This window comes from Algoriella xinjiangensis, from assembly GCF_900115015.1.
GTDB classification, from domain to species: Bacteria; Bacteroidota; Bacteroidia; order Flavobacteriales; family Weeksellaceae; genus Empedobacter; species Empedobacter xinjiangensis.
Genome location: NZ_FOUZ01000004.1, coordinates 59,670 through 77,270, shown reverse-complemented (window position 1 = coordinate 77,270; position 17,601 = coordinate 59,670). Strand labels below are relative to the sequence as shown.

14 protein-coding genes are annotated in these 17,601 nt (G+C 33.1%); 10 read left to right on the top strand and 4 right to left on the bottom strand.

Annotated elements, in window-relative coordinates:
• Nucleotides 1–16: 16 nt before the first annotated feature.
• The 3 genes from BM072_RS04580 to miaB form a co-directional block, all read right to left on the bottom strand.
• Nucleotides 17–538 carry an LptE family protein gene (locus tag BM072_RS04580; RefSeq protein WP_092907012.1) on the bottom strand — a complete coding sequence of 174 codons (522 nt, stop codon included), beginning with the start codon at nt 536–538 and terminating at the stop codon, nt 17–19.
• Between the two features lies 1 nt (nt 539).
• Nucleotides 540–1,805, bottom strand: a complete 1,266-nt coding sequence (locus tag BM072_RS04575; RefSeq protein ID WP_092907010.1) for a sigma-54 interaction domain-containing protein — start codon at nt 1,803–1,805, stop codon at nt 540–542.
• 80 nt (nt 1,806–1,885) lie between these two features.
• Nucleotides 1,886–3,331 (bottom strand): tRNA (N6-isopentenyl adenosine(37)-C2)-methylthiotransferase MiaB, encoded by a 1,446-nt coding sequence (gene miaB, locus BM072_RS04570; protein WP_092907008.1) that lies wholly within the window; start codon nt 3,329–3,331, stop codon nt 1,886–1,888.
• Nucleotides 3,332–3,458: 127 nt separating this feature from the next.
• On the opposite strand from miaB, the gene BM072_RS04565 reads away from it, so the two are divergent.
• The 7 genes from BM072_RS04565 to porN all read left to right on the top strand — a co-directional run bounded on the left by BM072_RS04565 (nt 3,459) and on the right by porN (nt 12,838).
• Nucleotides 3,459–4,283 (top strand): hypothetical protein, encoded by an 825-nt coding sequence (locus BM072_RS04565; protein ID WP_125113530.1) that lies wholly within the window; start codon nt 3,459–3,461, stop codon nt 4,281–4,283.
• A gap of 83 nt (nt 4,284–4,366) precedes the next feature.
• On the top strand, nt 4,367–6,886 hold the full coding sequence (gene topA, locus BM072_RS04560; RefSeq protein ID WP_092907004.1) for a type I DNA topoisomerase: 2,520 nt from the start codon (nt 4,367–4,369) through the stop codon (nt 6,884–6,886).
• Nucleotides 6,886–8,040: an arginase family protein gene (locus tag BM072_RS04555; RefSeq protein WP_092907002.1), complete on the top strand. Its 1,155-nt coding sequence runs from the start codon at nt 6,886–6,888 to the stop codon at nt 8,038–8,040. The genes topA and BM072_RS04555 overlap by 1 nt, the downstream gene beginning before the upstream one ends.
• A 107-nt stretch (nt 8,041–8,147) precedes the next feature.
• Nucleotides 8,148–9,587 (top strand): T9SS ring complex lipoprotein PorK/GldK, encoded by a 1,440-nt coding sequence (gene porK, locus BM072_RS04550; protein ID WP_177190254.1) that lies wholly within the window; start codon nt 8,148–8,150, stop codon nt 9,585–9,587.
• A 38-nt stretch (nt 9,588–9,625) separates the two neighbouring features.
• Nucleotides 9,626–10,297 carry a type IX secretion system motor protein PorL/GldL gene (porL, locus tag BM072_RS04545; RefSeq protein ID WP_092906998.1) on the top strand — a complete coding sequence of 224 codons (672 nt, stop codon included), beginning with the start codon at nt 9,626–9,628 and terminating at the stop codon, nt 10,295–10,297.
• A 50-nt stretch (nt 10,298–10,347) separates the two neighbouring features.
• A complete protein-coding gene (gene porM, locus BM072_RS04540) occupies nt 10,348–11,913 on the top strand; it encodes a type IX secretion system motor protein PorM/GldM (protein WP_092906996.1) in 1,566 nt (521 codons plus the stop codon).
• Between the two features lie 22 nt (nt 11,914–11,935).
• Complete coding sequence (porN, locus tag BM072_RS04535) at nt 11,936–12,838, top strand: type IX secretion system ring subunit PorN/GldN (RefSeq protein ID WP_092906994.1); 903 nt, start codon at nt 11,936–11,938, stop codon at nt 12,836–12,838.
• A gap of 129 nt (nt 12,839–12,967) precedes the next feature.
• Here porN and BM072_RS04530 read toward each other — a convergent pair whose 3' ends face one another.
• Nucleotides 12,968–13,765 (bottom strand): endonuclease/exonuclease/phosphatase family protein, encoded by a 798-nt coding sequence (locus tag BM072_RS04530; RefSeq protein ID WP_245752055.1) that lies wholly within the window; start codon nt 13,763–13,765, stop codon nt 12,968–12,970.
• A 328-nt stretch (nt 13,766–14,093) separates the two neighbouring features.
• On the opposite strand from BM072_RS04530, the gene BM072_RS04525 reads away from it, so the two are divergent.
• From BM072_RS04525 to BM072_RS04515, 3 genes are read left to right on the top strand one after another with little or no spacing between them, the layout of a single operon-like run.
• Nucleotides 14,094–15,152: an NAD(P)/FAD-dependent oxidoreductase gene (locus BM072_RS04525; protein ID WP_092906992.1), complete on the top strand. Its 1,059-nt coding sequence runs from the start codon at nt 14,094–14,096 to the stop codon at nt 15,150–15,152.
• 12 nt (nt 15,153–15,164) lie between these two features.
• Nucleotides 15,165–15,626 carry a hypothetical protein gene (locus BM072_RS04520; protein WP_092906990.1) on the top strand — a complete coding sequence of 154 codons (462 nt, stop codon included), beginning with the start codon at nt 15,165–15,167 and terminating at the stop codon, nt 15,624–15,626.
• A gap of 44 nt (nt 15,627–15,670) precedes the next feature.
• Complete coding sequence (locus tag BM072_RS04515) at nt 15,671–17,584, top strand: ABC-F family ATP-binding cassette domain-containing protein (protein WP_092906988.1); 1,914 nt, start codon at nt 15,671–15,673, stop codon at nt 17,582–17,584.
• Nucleotides 17,585–17,601 lie beyond the last annotated feature (17 nt).

The window sequence follows — 17,601 nt, the reverse complement described above, 5'->3', positions numbered from 1 at the left end:
AAATTTAAGTTAAATTTTACCAATCCATCGCAATAGAAGCAAATACTTGGTCGCGAATATCTTCGATAATTTTAGGAACAATATTAGGCTCTACAGTACTCAACATTGCATTTCCGTCATAAGGTTGAAAGGCAGAAAAAGTACGTTCGTAACTTTTAGTCTCGTCTTTGTTGTTAATATAACGAATTTTTACATAGACAGTTAATCGGTTTTCTGCTGCAATGTCATTACTCTGAATGGCTTGTGGCGCAACATCGTATCCAGAAATTTCTCCTTCAATAATTAAGTCCGAATTTTCGTTCGAGTTTAATTTTAACTTTGTTCTACTTCTAAAAATATCTTGTACCGCAATTGTTAAATCTTGACTTAAAGTCGGATTTTGTTGCGGTGCATAATTAGGAAAAGTAGCCACATAAATTGTTTGCCAATCGGGTTGAATTGCCGCGCCAGAAAGCGAATAACCGCCCGACATAGATCCACAACTTGATAACGTAAAAATAGCAAAAACGGATAATGCTAAAAATTTTAATCGATTCATGTTACAAATGATATTGTTTGATTTTACGGTACAACGTACGTTCGGAAATGCCTAATTCGTCTGCCGCCATTTTTCGTTTTCCTTTGTGTTTTTCCAAGGCCAATTTTATCATTTCCTTCTCATTATCTTGTAACGAAAGCGACTCTGGCTCTTCAATTGGACTAACATCATACACATCATCCGAATAATCGTATTGAGGTGGTTGATAAGTTGGTTTTGGAGCGTTTGCAGCTGGAACTAAATTATAAGAACTTGGCGTAAAATCGTGTTCATCTTCGTCTTGTTCTTGATAAACGCGCTGAATTAATTCTTGCGTACTACCATTAAATTCTTCATTGTCTTTGTGTTTAATCAAATCCAATGTTAAAGCACGTAAATCATTCAAATCTTTTTTCATGTCGAGCAGAACTTTAAATAAAAGTTCACGTTCCATAAAGTCAGAAGAATTCTTGTCTTTTTTATTGGTAACCGTTAACATTGTTGAACTATGTGGTAACAATTCCATTATTTTTTCTAATGAAATTACACGCTCTTTTTCAACAACAGAAACCTGTTCTGCAAAATTTCTTAATTGACGAATATTACCTGGCCAAGGATAATTTGCAATATAGTTTTGCGCTTCTGGAGAAAGCTCGATATGCGGCATTCTGTATTTATTCGCAAAATCTGAAGCAAATTTTCTGAACAATAAATTAATATCTTCTTTACGCTCGCGCAAAGGCGGAATATCAATTTGAATTGTATTTAAACGATAATATAAATCTTCTCGGAATTTAGCTTTTTCAACAGCTTCTTTCAGTTTTACATTGGTTGCGGCAACAATACGCACATTTGTTTTTTGCAATTCCGAAGAACCTACTTTCATAAATTCGCCCGATTCTAAAATACGTAACAAACGAATTTGTGTAGATAAGGGTAATTCGCCAACTTCATCTAAAAAAATTGTTCCTCCATCGGCAACTTCAAAATAACCTTTACGTGCTTGTGTAGCACCAGTAAAAGCTCCTTTTTCGTGACCAAATAATTCAGAATCAATTGTACCTTCTGGTATTGCACCGCAGTTTACAGCAATGTAAGCATTGTGTTTGCGGGCAGATTGATTGTGAATGATTTTTGGAAAAAACTCTTTACCAACACCACTTTCTCCGATAACCAAAACAGAGATGTCGGTAGGTGCAACTTGAATCGCTTTTTCAATTGCGCGATTCAAGACTACATTATTTCCAATGATTCCAAAACGTTGTTTAATAGTTTGTAAAGAATCCATTTTTTATTATTTTTTTAATTGTCAAGTTGAATTTATTTTTAATTATTGATTAAAAAATATTCAAAAGACATCAATTATTTTTAAGCTGAAATCATTTCGCCAATTATAGTGGCTGTTGTGCAAGTATTTGCTTTTACGTTTACAAAATCACCAATTTTTGTTCCTTCTACTTTCGGAAAAACAAGAACGGCATTGTGTGTATTTCTTCCGTACCAAAAGTTTTCGTCACGTTTAGAATTTCCTTCGATTAAAACCTCGTGTGTTTGTCCAAGATAACTATTCATACGTTCTGCAGAATGTTTTTGCTGCATTGCGATGATTTCTTGTAAACGACGTTTTTTGTCTTCTGGTAATACATCATCTGGCATTTTTTTGTGCGCAGGTGTTCCTGGACGCTCAGAATAAGCAAACATATAACCGAAATCATATTTCACATATTCCATTAACGATAATGTATCTTGGTGTTCTTCTTCTGTTTCTCCACAAAAACCAGCAATCATATCAAAAGAAATTGCACAACCTGGTACAATGCGACGAATTTTATCTATTAATTCAAAATATTCTTCGCGTGTGTGTTGACGATTCATACGCTCTAAAACAGTTGTAGAACCCGATTGCACAGGAAGGTGAATGTATTTACAAATGTTTTTGTGTTTCGCCATCATTTCTAAAACATCTTCCTGCATATCTTGTGGATTAGATGTAGAAAAACGAATTCTTACATTTGGAACTTGCGTAGCGACCATGTCTAATAATTGACCAAAATCTACCGCTGTTGCTTTCTGAATTTCGTTTGCATTTTTGAAATCTTTTTTAGCTCCACCACCATACCATAAGTACGAATCGACGTTTTGACCTAAAAGTGTAATTTCTTTGTAGCCACTTTCTGCTAATTCTTTACACTCATTTAAGATTGAATGTGGATCACGAGAACGCTCGCGACCACGTGTAAAAGGAACAACACAAAATGTACACATATTATCGCAACCACGTGTAATTGTTACAAAAGCTGTAACGCCATTTCCTCCTAAACGAACAGGTGAAATTTCGGCATATGTTTCTTCTTTTGATAATTGCACGTTTACAGCATCACGACCATCTTCTACTTCGTTTAGTAAATTTGGTAAATCGCGGTAAGCATCAGGACCAACAACAATATCAACTAAATGTTCTTCTTCAAGAAATTTATGTTTCAATCGTTCGGCCATACAACCTAAAACGCCAATTTTAAGACCTGGATTTTGTTTTTTAATTGCGTTTAAAGTTCCTAAACGTTTACGAACAGTTTGTTCTGCTTTTTCGCGGATAGAACAGGTGTTTAATAAAATTAAATCTGCTTCGTCTACTTTATTTGTGGTTTGATATCCTTCGTTATTTAAGATAGACGCAACAATCTCGCTATCCGAGAAATTCATTTGACAACCGTAGCTTTCTAAGAATAATTTCTTCGTTGCATTACGTGTAGGTGCTGTAAGTAAAGCCTCTCCTTGTCTTGCTTCGTCTATATGTTTTTCTTCTGTATGCATTCTGAAATGTATATTTATGGTGCAAAAATAATAAAACTATGTGACATATTGGCAGTAAAATTTTCTTTTGCATTTTATTAACATTATTGTAGATTTGAGGAAACCAAATTCTAAAAATAAAGAACGTATGGATAACAGTATACAGGAAAAGATTAATAAACAGCTAGAAACGGGATTTAAAGTAAGTGCAAGCTCTGTAATGGATAAAGCCTTTGAAATTTTTAAAGGTATTGCAGGTTTTGCAATCTTAGCTGTAATTATTTATGGATTAACTTCATGGATTTTGAGCGCTATTTTAGGAATTTTTCTTCCGACTGTAGAAATTGATCAAGATGAATTAGAAGCAATTTCAAACAGTGGTGATATTACTGCAATGCAAGATTATTATAAAGATATATTTATGAATTCTAATTTTGCACTTTCATCAACAATTAGTAGTTTATTATCATCGGCTTTATATCCAATTTTGTATAGTATTTTTGTGATGGCGCGTAAATTTGATCAACATCAAAATATTGAGTTTTCGGATATATTTGTTCATTATAAAAATGGTAAATTCTTAAACTTATTTTTAGTTACATTAATTGTTCAAATTGTAGGGTCTGTAGGTTTTGTATTATGTATTATTCCAGGTTTTGTGGTATATACAATGTGGTTATTAGTGCTTCCACTAATTATTTTTGCATCAGCAGATATTAAAGATGCACTTAGTTATAGTATGAAATTAGCTTTTAAAAGTTTTGGCGGATTTTTTACAGTATTATTAATATGTCTTGCAGCTTTGTTTGTCGGATTATTGTTATGTTGTATCGGTGTAATAGCAACAATTCCGATTATTTACATCCTAATGTATGTTTTATACAAAGAAGTTGTAGGTTTTTCTGAAGATAATTCAGATGAAATAAGTCAAATAGGAACAGATATTTATAAGGATAATCCTTACATGAAATAGAAAAAAATTGGAGCAGTTGAAAATCATTTTTGGCTGCTTCATTTTTTTGTCATTAATTTTGCAGAAATTTTTAAGAAAACAATATGTCGAAGAATCTCGTAATTGTTGAGTCCCCAGCAAAAGCAAAAACCATTCAAGGTTTTTTAGGTGATGATTTTATCGTGGAGTCAAGTTTTGGTCACGTGGTAGATCTACCGAAGAAAGGAATGGGTATCGAAATAGAAAATCATTTCAAACCAATTTACGAAGTCACACCAGATAAAAAAGATGTAGTTAGTAAGTTAAAAAAACTATCAGCAAAAGCACAAACTGTTTGGTTGGCATCCGATGAGGATCGCGAAGGTGAGGCAATTTCATGGCATTTGTACAATGTTTTAGGTTTAGAAAATAAAGATACAAAACGTATTGTTTTTAACGAAATTACAAAGAAAGCAATTCAACGCGCCGTAGAAAATCCTCGCGAAATAGATATTAATTTAGTTGATGCACAACAAGCGCGTCGTGTATTAGATCGTTTGGTAGGTTTTGAAATGTCTCCAATTTTATGGAAAAAAATTAAACCAGGCTTATCTGCAGGTCGTGTACAATCAGTTTCGGTTCGATTAATTGTCGAACGCGAAAAAGAAATTCAGAAATTTGTACCCGTTTCTTCTTATCGCTTTGTTGCAATTTTTGAAACAGCCGAAGGAAAAACTTTAAAAGCAGTACTTACAAAAGAATTTTCTAAATTAAAAGAAGCCGAAGATTTCTTAGAAACATGTATTGGCGCTAGTTTTAAGGTAAATGATTTACAGAAAAAACCTGCAAAACGTACACCTTCTGCACCATTTACAACATCTACAATACAACAAGAAGCTTCTCGTAAATTAGGTTTTTCAGTATCTAGAACCATGCGTGTTGCGCAACAATTATACGAATCTGGACACATTACTTACATGAGAACAGATAGTGTAAATTTATCTGATGATGCATTGTCGGCTTTAAAAGCAACAATTAGTGCAGAGTATGGTGATAAATATGTTGAGATAAGAAAATATAAAAACAAAAACTCATCTGCGCAAGAGGCTCACGAGGCAATTCGTCCAACACATTTCGAAAATCAATCGATTAGTGGAGACGATTCTATGCGTAAATTATATGATTTAATTTGGAAACGTACCGTTGCTTCGCAAATGGCAAATGCCGAATTAGAGCGTACAATTATTGATATTGATAACAATCAAAATAAATTTATTTTTCAAGCAAAAGGAGAAGTAATTGTTTTTGATGGTTTCTTAAAAGTTTACCAAGAATCTCATGATGATGAGGAAGTTGATGACGACAAAGTTTTATTACCAAGTGTAAAAGTTAACGAAAAGTTGATTGCAGACGAAATTAACGGAACTGAACGTTTTTCTCGTGCACCAGCGCGTTACACAGAAGCATCTTTGGTAAAGAAATTAGAAGAATTAGGTATTGGACGACCATCTACATACGCACCAACAATTTCTACAATCCAGAACAGAGGATATGTTGAAGTTGGAGAATTAGACGGAAATTCAAGAAAATACAATACATTAAAATTAGTTGATAATCAAATCAAAAAAGCTGAATTGACAGAGATTTATGGTGCAGATCGTCGTAAATTAATGCCAACAGATATAGGAATTGTTGTAAATGATTTCTTGGTTGATTATTTCAAAAATGTAATGGATTATGACTTTACAGCTCGCGTAGAATCTAGCTTTGATGATATTGCAGAAGGTAAAGTGAATTGGACAAATATGATTGGTGATTTTTATTCTAAATTTCACGATGTTGTAGAAGATGTTCAAGAAAATGCAGACCGTGCAACTGGAGAACGCGAATTAGGAATAGATCCTGTTTCGGGTAAAAAAGTGCATGCTCGTATTGGTCGTTTTGGACCGATGATACAAATTGGAGAATCGGATGACGAAGAAAAACCACGTTTTGCGAGTATTCAAAAACATCAATCAATTCATAATATTACATTAGAAGAAGCGATGAAACTTTTCGAATTACCGAAAGTTTTAGGCGAATATAAAGAACACGAAGTTGAGGTTAATATTGGTCGTTTTGGACCTTATGTTAAGTTTGACGATAAATACATTTCTATTCCAAAAGAAGAAGATCCAATGGATCTTTCGTTTGATCGTGCAGTAGAATTAATCGAAGAAAAGCTAAAAGCTGATGCTCCGGTTGCGCAATACGAAGGACACGATGTAACGAAAGGAAAAGGACGTTTTGGACCTTTTATCAAATGGAATGAATGGTTTATTAATGTGTCTAAAAAATATGATTTTGACCATCTTTCTCAAGCTGATATCATCGAGTTAATCGAAGATAAAAAGCGTAAAGAATCTGAACGCGTTGTGCGCGAATGGCCAAAACAAGAAATTAGATTAGAAAAAGCACGTTGGGGAAGATATAATTTGATTCAAGGCAAAATAAAAGTCGAATTATCAAAAGAAACTAATCCAGAAGCTTTAACTTTAGAAGAAGTTGAGAAAATAATTGCAGACAATGCGCCGAAGAAAAAAGCGCCTGCAAAAAAAGCAACAACTAAGAAAACTACAGCTAAAAAAACAACGACTAAAAAGTAATGTATAAAGACTTTTTAAAACCAGTTACAGAAGAATTACAAGACTTTGCGAAGTCTTGTAATTCTTTTTCGTTAGGTGCATCAATTAAATTTCAAGAAGATATTATTCTTGAAATAGAAGAAAATGCAGCCGATAAAATTGCGATAATTGGCGTAACAGAATCACGATCAAAGCAAAAAGATTTAATAGAAGATGTTGAATTTAGTTTAATTAGAACACAATTGTACGAGTTGCAATTGGGTAATTGGACGATTGATTTGTATGATTTTGGAGACATCAATTATTACGACGATAAACACGAAACTGAAACTGTTTTTAGAGAAGTTACAAACGGATTAATTCGCGACGGATACATTGTTGTTATTTTAGGTGGTTCGCCAAGTTTGGGTTATCAACAATACCGTGCTTACGACGAAGTAATTAATAAAATTAATTATTTATCAATCGACTATAAACTTCGATTAGGTAAAGATGAAGAGCAAACGACGGATCAAAATTATTTAACAAAAATTATTTCGAATGCGCCATTTAATCTTTTGGATTATACAAATGTCGGATTTCAGACTTATTTTGTTGCTCAAGAAAAACAAGATTTGATTCAACAATTAAATTTTGAAGCGATAAGATTAGGCGTAATTGCAGAATCTGTAAAAGAAATTGAACCTTTTTCTAGAGATGTAAATGCTGCGTTAATCAATCTTTCGAGCATGCAAGGCACAGATTTTTCATCAACCAAAAATATGACGCCAAACGGCTTTACGTCTAGAGAAATATGTGCAATTGCAAGATATTTGGGTTTCAGCAATAAATTGACCTCTCTTTACGTTTGTGATTATATCGAGAATTATAAAAAATTGGATCATTTACTTGTAGCGCAAATGATTTGGTATTTTATTGATGGAAAAAATCATCGTCCAGAGATAAAAAGTTTTGATGATACACAATATTTTGATAAAATTTTTGTTCCTACAGAAGGATATAATTATATTTTTTATAGAAATGTGTATACCAATCAATGGTGGATAGAAGTTGACAACACGGTTGATGGGGAAAGAAGTTTTGAGATAATTTCTTGTTCTGAAAAGGATTATGAACAAGCCTTAAATGGTGAAATCCCAAATAGATGGTGGAAGTATTTCAAAAAATTTTATTAAAAAATAATATATAATTCGAAAATCAATTAATAAAAATGCCTTAATTTGTAGCCTTATTAATTGACAACTAAAGTATAAACCTGTATAAAAAATAAATCTATAGCAGAATGAATAGAATTTTGGTAAGTGCATTGTTGCTAACTCTTTCTTTATCATCATGTAAAATGTTGAAAAACAGAGGGAGTAGTGATAGAAATGATGGACAAATAGTTTCGAAAGCATCATCGTCTTGGACACCAATTCGTCCAAAGGGAATGGTTCCGATTCCGAGTGGATCGTTTGTTTTAGGACAAACTGACTACGATTTTACAAAAACAAATGACGCTCCTGTAAAAACAGTTACTGTAACAGGTTTTTATATGGATGATACAGAAATTACAAACTCTGAGTATCAGATTTTTGTAAACTATGTAAAAGATTCTATTGCTCGTACTGCTTTAGCTAATAAAGCTGAAACATTAGGATTTGACCCGTTAAATCCTGGTACTGATAGTGAAGGAATTGGTGCATATTCGTACGTTTCTGGATCTGAAGATGGAGAAGGAACAGCGTATGACGAATACATCAAACAAAATAATACAGGTAGAGATGGACAATCTTTAGATGGTAAAAAACTAAACTGGAAAGCAAAATTAGAGTGGGATAAATACAAATATCCAGACGTTGATTATGCTGAAGTTATGGAAGGTTTATACTATCCACCAGAAGAAAGAATGAATGGTGAAAGACGTATTGATACGCGTAAATTAAACTATTCTTATGTGACAGTAGATCAAACTGCTGCTGCAAAGAAAAGAGGAACTTTTCGTGTAGATTTCCGTAAAGAATTTAATATGAATATCTATCCAGATACAACTGTTTGGGTAAGAGATTTTAACTATTCTTACAACGATCCAATGCACCAAGATTATTTTTGGCACAAAGCATATTCAAATTATCCTGTTGTAGGAATTAACTGGAATCAAGCAACTGCTTTTTGTGATTTCCGTACAAGATATCACAATACTGCTTTAAATAATAAAAAGAAAAAAGGAAACCAAGTAAAAGTAATTAGCTACCGTTTACCAACTGAAATTGAGTGGGAATATGCTGCGAAAGGAGGTTTAGAAAACGCACCTTACCCTTGGGGAGGACCATATTTAACAGACGATAGAGGATGTTATTTAGCTAACTTTAAACCAAAACGTGGAGATTATTTAGAAATCAACGATGGTAAAAAGACAGGTTACATGTACACAGCACCAGTAAAAACTTTCCGTGCAAATGGATACGGTTTATACGACATGGCTGGTAACGTAGCAGAATGGACAAGTTCACCATACAATAGATCATCATACACAATGTCTTCTTCTCTTAACCCGTCACTTACAATGACAGGAGAAGTTAATAGAAGTGTACGTGGAGGTTCTTGGAAAGATATCGGATATCTTTTGATGACATCTTCTAGAGATTGGGAAAATAAAGATTCTGCAAGAAGTTTCATCGGATTCCGTACTGTACAATCTTTCCCAGAAGGATCAAAAATAAATTTCAGAAAAACCAAATAAACTAGTATAAAAACAATTTAAATTAAAAAAGCACTTTTATGGCAATACAAGCTTCAAAACAAGAACGTCTTACAAATTTTTTGTATAATTTCTTTGCCGCAGTAGTAATTATCGGGGCATTATGTAAAATTACGCACACTAATTTAGGGCCACTTTCGGCAAACTTAATCTTAACAATTGGATTAGTTGCAGAAGCATTCGTTTTCTTATATTCAGCATTTTTCGATAAGCCAGAAGGAAGTTATGAGTGGGAAAAAGCTTATCCAGAATTATTAAGCGGAGAGCCAGTTCAAAGAAAAACTGCAGCTGTTGCAAATGCAGGAAATAATTTAACAATAGAATTAGACAAGGTTTTAGCAGATGCAAAATTAGACAAAGAAGTTTTCGAAAGATTACGTGGCTCTTTAGATAAATTTGGTTCAGCTGTAAACGAATTAAATACAACAACGTCTGCCGTAGCATCTACAGAGCAATATAGTAATGAGATTGCAAAAGCATCTAACAACATTAGTACATTGAATGGTGTTTACGCACAACAAATAGAAAACAGCCAAAAACAAGTAGAATTAAATAAACAATTTATCGAAGAAATGCAAAAATCTTCAGGTAGTTCAGAGCAATTCTTAAAAGAAATGCAAGAGCTTTCTGCAAACATTAATGCATTAAACAAAGTATACGGAGGTATGCTTTCTGCAATGAAAAACAACTAATCATTGCATTGATAAATTAAACTAATTATTAATTAATTCTATAAATTATTATGGCAGGAGGTGGTAGACTAACCGGACGTCAGAAGATGATCAACCTGATGTATCTCGTGTTCATTGCAATGATGGCATTGAATGTGGATCGCGAGGTATTGAGATCTTTTGAAAGCATAAATACAACTTTAGAGTCAACGTCTAAATTGACTTTAGAAAATAATAATACTTTTTACAATCAGATTGATTTAAAAGCGAAAGAAGATCCATCATACATGGATACAAAAACGCAAGCAGCTGAAGTAAGAAAACAAACAACAGATTTCGTTTCTTACATAGACGGATTGAAAAAAGAGTTAGCAGGAGCAGATTTTGTTTCGGGTAGCGAAGACACAGATTACAACGCATTATCAAATACAGAACCAATTGTTTCTTTATTCTTTAAAGGAAAAGGAGGTGATAACGGAAATGAGAAGGCACAAGAATTTACAGGTAAAGTAGACGGATACAGAAATTTCTTAATGCAGTTTGCAAAGAAAAGTCCAGAAGCTAAAAGTGCAGAAACTCGTATCAACGAATTTTTTGGAACTAAAGCAAAAGGAAAACAAACTTGGGTTCAAGAGAAATTTTATGATCAACCAATGGTTGCAGCTTTAACAAACTTAACTAAAATGCAAGTTGATGCACGTACGGAGGAAGGAAACTTAGTAAGAGCATTATTATCTGGTAAATTAGAAGAGAAAATTGAGTTAGACGCATTCCAAGGTTTATTCTTATCTCCAGGAGTTGTTAAAATTGGTGACGATGCAATATTAAATGTTGTATTAGGAGCTTACGATAACAGCGTAAAAGGATCTGTACAAACAAGTGTTGGTTCTGCACAAGTGGTAGATGGTAAAGCATCAATCAAATTAAATACTTCGTCAGTTGGTGTTCACCAATTAACAGGTAGTATTACGTATGTTGCAAACGGACAAACAAAAACAGCAACTATTTCGCCTTCAACTTACCAAGTTGTAGCGCAAACATTAGATAAAAAAGCAGCTGAAATTATTGAGAAAGATCCTACAGGAGGTTCTATCGTTGCAGATAATTTACGTGTTGTTTATCGTGGTGTAACAAACCCAATTTCAGCAACAATTAACGGTGCAAACGGACCAGTTAGTTTAAGTGTTTCTTCGGGAAGTGCTTCTGGTGCTGGAGCAAATAAATGGAATTATACTGCAGGTGGTGGTAGTGAAGTAGTGTTTACTGCATCGGCAAGAGCAAGTTCTGGTAAAACATTATCTGTTCGCGAAACATTCCGTGTAAAACCAGTTCCACCGGCACGTGGAGTAATTTTAGGAAAAACGAGTCCAGCTATTCCAGATAACGGAATTGCAGCACAAACAATTCGTATTGATTGGCCAGATTTCTTATTCCCAATTTCAGGAGAAGTAACATCATTCAATGTTAAAGTTCCTGGACAACCAACGGTTCGCGTTTCTGGAAGTAAAATGTCAGGTGCTGCGGGTGCAATATCTAAAGCTAAAAAAGGTGATATAATTGGAGTATTCGATATTAAGTACCGTACAAATTCTGGTGCAAATGGAGAAGCTTCTTCAATCGCAATTCAAGTACAATAATTAAAATTAAAAAATAAACAATATGAAGTATCTTTTGTTTGGTTTAATGAGTTTCTTTTCAACTCTTACAATGGCGCAAAATGTTCTTAACGCTGTTTCGCCAGAACAGTTAAGAAGAGACCGCGAAAATAAAACAAGAGTTGATGAAGCCGGTGATACTGTTAGTACAGCCCAAGACCCATTAAAATACGGATTTATCGAAGATAAAGACAATGTGTGGTCAAAAGTTGTATGGGAAGTGATCGATTTGAATGAAAGACTTAATCAGCCTTATTATTTAGCTGGTGACGAATTAGTTCAAAATTCTCAATCATTGTATGACGTTCTTGTAGAAGGAGTTCGTAGTAAAAAAATTACAGAAATTTACGACGACGAATTTTTCAAAAACAAAATGACGTACGACCAAATTATGGCGCGTAACGAGAAAAAAGATACACAACAGTATTACTATGATATGATAGCAGCTGGTGAAAAACCAGATGATGCAGCAATCTTTAATTACAAAGTAAAATCTGCTGATATCAAAATGTTAAAGACCAAAGGTCTTTGGTATATCGATCGTCGTTTAGGAGAACTTAGATACCGTTTGTTAGGTTTAGCAATTATGGGACCTGATGCACAATCTTTAGGAACAGAATTTAACGATGGTACTTTCGTAGATTTATTTTGGATTTGGTATCCAGATGCACGCCAAACATTGGTAAATGCAACTGTATTTAATCCAAGTAACTCTAATTCTGCGATTTCTTATGATGAAATGTTGAATGCTCGTCGATTTAATTCGATTATTTACAAAGCGCAAACAATGTACGGAACTAAGATGATCGAAGATTATATTCCAAACGATTCAAAAGGTCAGTTAGAAGAACATCACAAAATTAGAAACTCTATCATACAAGCCGAGGCTGATATGTGGAATTACTAAGAGATACAAAAGAGTACAAAAAAATCCGATCAATTTTGATCGGATTTTTTTGTTTATATATTTAATAAAATTTAGTTTTAATAGATAGTTAAAATTCATAAATATGAAGAAGATTATATTATTTAATATCTAATTTGCATCACCTTTTTCAATCCCATCTTCTATTTTTTCAATCACTTCTTGCTTTTCTTCTTCGTCCAATTTCATTTCTCCCGAATCGTCATCACTTCGTAAAACAACTTGAATGCTTATCGGAAAATGGTCCGAGCCAATATTTGGTTCGCGTTGCATTCCGATTAATCTAAATTGAGAACTTAAAAAATAATGATCCAAAGGCCAACGTAAAAACCAATGATGCGCATGAAAAGTATTGAACATTCCACGTCCGCGACGAGGGTCTAACATTTGAGAAGTTTTTAGAAATAAACGCGTCGTTCTACTCCAAGCAACATCATTCAAATCTCCAAAAACAATACAAGCTTTTCCATAATCTTTAGCTGATTTTCCAATCAATAAAATCTCGGCATCACGCTCAGTACTTTCTTCATTTTCTTGCGGAACTGGCGGCGTAGGATGTAAACCATACAAACGAACAAGCTGATTATTATATTCGATATCCGCAATAATAGAAGGAATTTCGGTACTAATTAAATAATTTACTTCGTAAGTATTGATTGGTAATTTCGAGTAAAATAAAAGTCCATACGTATTTTCTAAAGGAACTTCAATTTTATATGCATATTCATCTGTTGCATTTTTTATATTTTCTTTCCATGCATTATTTGTTTCCAACAAAAAAATCACATCCGGCTTTCTCTTTTTTATTAATTCAACCAAATTTTGATACTGTGTATTGTCTTGCAAAACATTATAAACAAGTAAATCTAAAGGTTTTTCGTTCTCATTTAATTCAACTTGATCAATCATTTTTTTACCGAAAGGCGAATACGGAATTATCATCCACAACAAATAAATAATGCAAAAAATTAAGCCACAAAAAAGAGAAATTGTAAATGGAGTTTTATCTGTAAACACAAATAAAACACAACAGATAAGTATTAAAATTAATTTCTGAAATCTTGGATAATCAAAAACGCGAACAGACCAATGTGTATTTTTTATGAACGGTATAAGGATTGATAAAATTAATAGGCTAGCAAAAATGGAATATATAATAAGCATAGATTTGATTGAATTTAGAATAAAGATAGCTAAAACCGAAACATTAATTAACTTTACAAACAAATTTTAGAACTTGAAAAAAGTAGATTATATCATCGTTGGGCAAGGTGTCGCAGGAACTTGTATGGCGATGAAATTAATGCAAGAAAACAAGACATTTATTGTAATTGACAATCATTTTCATAAAGCTTCGGCAATTGCGGCTGGAATTTATAACCCGGTTGTTTTAAAACGTTTTTCGATTGTTTGGAATGCTACAAAACAAATTAATCGTTTGCGCGAAGTTTTCGGTGATTTCGAAAAATTATTGAATAAAAAATACATTTATGATTTTCCTGTTTATCGAATTTTTAATGATGAACAAGAGAAAAAAACGTGGCTAAAAAAAGCAACGACTCATCCAGATTTGATTGATTATCTTTCGACAGAAACAGAACAATTAAATCAATATAATGCAATTCAAAACCCGATTGGTTCGGGAGAAGTATTGCATACCGGACGTGTAGATTTAACTAATCTTTTGGCTGATTTTAAAAATTATTTAGTCGATAAAGAATCGTTTTTAGATGAAACATTTGATTATGATGCATTAGTTTTAGACGATAATAAAGCGAGCTATAAAAATATTGAAGCAAATCGCGTTATTTTTTCGGAAGGATATAATATTTTAAACAATCCATATTTTAAAAATCTTCCGGTAATTGGTGTAAAGGGCGAAGTTCTAAAAATTAAAACCGAAGCAATTTTACCCGAAGCAGTTGTAAAAGGAAAAGAATTTTTGATGCCATTGGGTAATAATAATTATTTTGTTGGCGCAACCTACGACCGCGATAACGTTAATTATGAAAACACAACAGAAGCCAAAACATATTTGGTTGATGGTGTAAAACAATTTCTGAAAACTGATTTCGAAATTTTAGAGCAACATGCGTCTATTCGACCAACGGTTGTCGATCGTCGTCCAATAATTGGTCCGCATCCCATTTATTCGCAACTAATTTGTTTGAATGGTATGGGAACGCGAGGTACAATGTTGGCGCCGGTTATGGTAGACGATTTGTATGATTTTTTAGAGAATAATCAACCAATTGAGAAAGAAGCGTCGATTGTGCGTTTTTATGATCGATTTTAGAATTTATAAACCATGAAAAACTTTAATTTTAAAATTTTCGCAATTCAGCTTGTCGCAAGTATTTTGTTGTTTTTAGGAATTCAACAATTTTATGTGCTTGCAGAATTAGATTTAATCGAGTTGATTCATTCTATCGGAAAAGAAAATTTTTCTTATTATGTTCAGAAAAGCGATCAATTCGGAATAAGTAATAAATTAAAACATCTTTCGACAATCAAAATGATTTTATCGTTTGTTGCAATTGTATTGAGTTATATTATTTGTTCGGTTATCAATCACAAAAAACAATTGGACTGGAAAATGGCTTTATTTGTCGTTATTAGTTGTTTTGCGGTTTATCAATTCAAAATTATAAACCTTCCAATTCACTATATTTCGACTAAAAATTTAGCAATTGCATATTTTGTACCCGCGTCAATCGCTGTATTTATCAGTTTTTTTCTATATTATTTGAGTTATCGAGTAAAACCTTGACGTTGTAAGTTTTCAACAATAAAAAAAGAACGTATTTTTGCAAAATGTTATTAGTACAAAATTTAGGAGTTTATTTTGCGGGTAGATATTTATTCGAAAACGTTTCGTTCCGCATCAACAAAGGAAATCGTGTTGGTTTAGTAGGGAAAAATGGAGCAGGAAAATCTACATTGCTTAAGATTTTAGCCAAAAGTCAACAATCTTCAGAAGGAGAAGTGGTTTACGAAGGAGAAGTTACAGTTGGATATTTATCGCAAGATATCGATTTTGTAGAAGGCAGAACCGTTTGGCAAGAGGCTGATTCAGCTTTTGAACAATTAGTAGAAATACAAAATCACATAGATTTTGTAAACAAAGAATTGGTTGAACGTACCGATTACGAATCGGACGAATACGGAAAATTAATCGAAGATATTTCGACTTATACAGAACGTTTTGGTTTATTAGGTGGATACACAAAAGATGCCGAAATAGAACAAATCTTAATCGGTTTAGGTTTCAAAAAATCTGATTTTCACCGTCCAACAGATGAGTTTTCTGGAGGTTGGAGAATGCGTATTGAGTTAGCTAAATTATTACTTCAGAAAAATGATGTAATGTTGTTAGATGAGCCTACCAATCACTTAGACATTGATTCTATTGTTTGGTTAGAGGAGTTTTTACAAAGTTATTTAGGTGCTATTGTGTTGGTTTCGCATGACCGTCAGTTTTTAGACAATGTAACCAATCGTACAATAGAAATTGCAAACCGTCATATCTCAGATTTCAAAGCAAATTATACACGTTATTTAGAATTACGTGAAGATCGCCGCGAAAAACTAGAGCAAGCGCAGAAAAATCAAGATCAAATGATTAAGCACACGGAAGAATTAATTTCAAAATTCCGTGCAAAAGCAAGTAAAGCGTCGATGGCACAATCTTTAATTAAGAAATTGGATAAAATTGATCGTATCGAAATAGAAAATGAAGACATTACAAAAATGAATATTCGTTTTGTAGACGCTGTACAACCAGGACGTGTTATTTTTGAGTTAGACGAAGTTGGTGTTGCTTTTGGCGATCATCAAGTTTTTGATAATGTGTCATTTTATGTAAATCGTGGTGAAAAAGTAGCTTTTGTTGGTCAAAATGGTCAAGGAAAAACAACTTTATCACGTTGTATTATTGATGAACAAGTGCATTCTGGGAATATTAAACATGGTCATAATGTAGAAATTGGGTATTTTGCTCAAAATCAGGCACACATTTTAAATGATAAATTAACAGTTTTAGAAGAAGCGGAGGATTCTGCTACAGAGGAAACACGTAAACATGTTCGCGATTATTTAGGTGCGTTTATGTTTGGTGGAGATGCTGTGGAGAAAAAAGTTTCTGTTCTTTCTGGAGGAGAGCGAAATCGTTTGGCTTTGTGTAAATTATTGTTACGTCCGTTTAATGTTTTGATTATGGATGAGCCGACGAATCACTTGGATATTCAATCGAAAGAGATTCTTAAAAAAGCGCTTAAAAAATATACAGGAACATTAATTTTAGTTTCTCACGACCGTGAGTTTTTAGAAGGTTTGGTAGACAAAGTTTTTGATTTCCGTAATGGTCAAGTAAAAGAATATCTTTTTGGTATTGACGATTATTTAGCAGAAGTAAAAGCAGGTAATTTCCGCGAAGTTGAAAAAGGTTTTGAACCAGAAGTAAAAGTTGCGAAGAAAGTAGAAGTAAAGGTTGAAGAACCTAAAAATGAACTTTCTTTTGAAGATGCAAAGGAACAAAAACGTTTAAAAAATAAATTATCTCGTATTGAAACTGAGATTACAGATTTAGAAACGAAAGTTGTTGCAATAGAAACTAAAATGGCAGAAGGCAATCAATCTCAAAAAGAATTAGATGATTATCAAAATGCTCAAAAAGATTTAGAAAATAAAATGAAAGAGTGGGAGGAAGTTTCTGAACAAATCATTTAATTTTTTAGAATAGATTT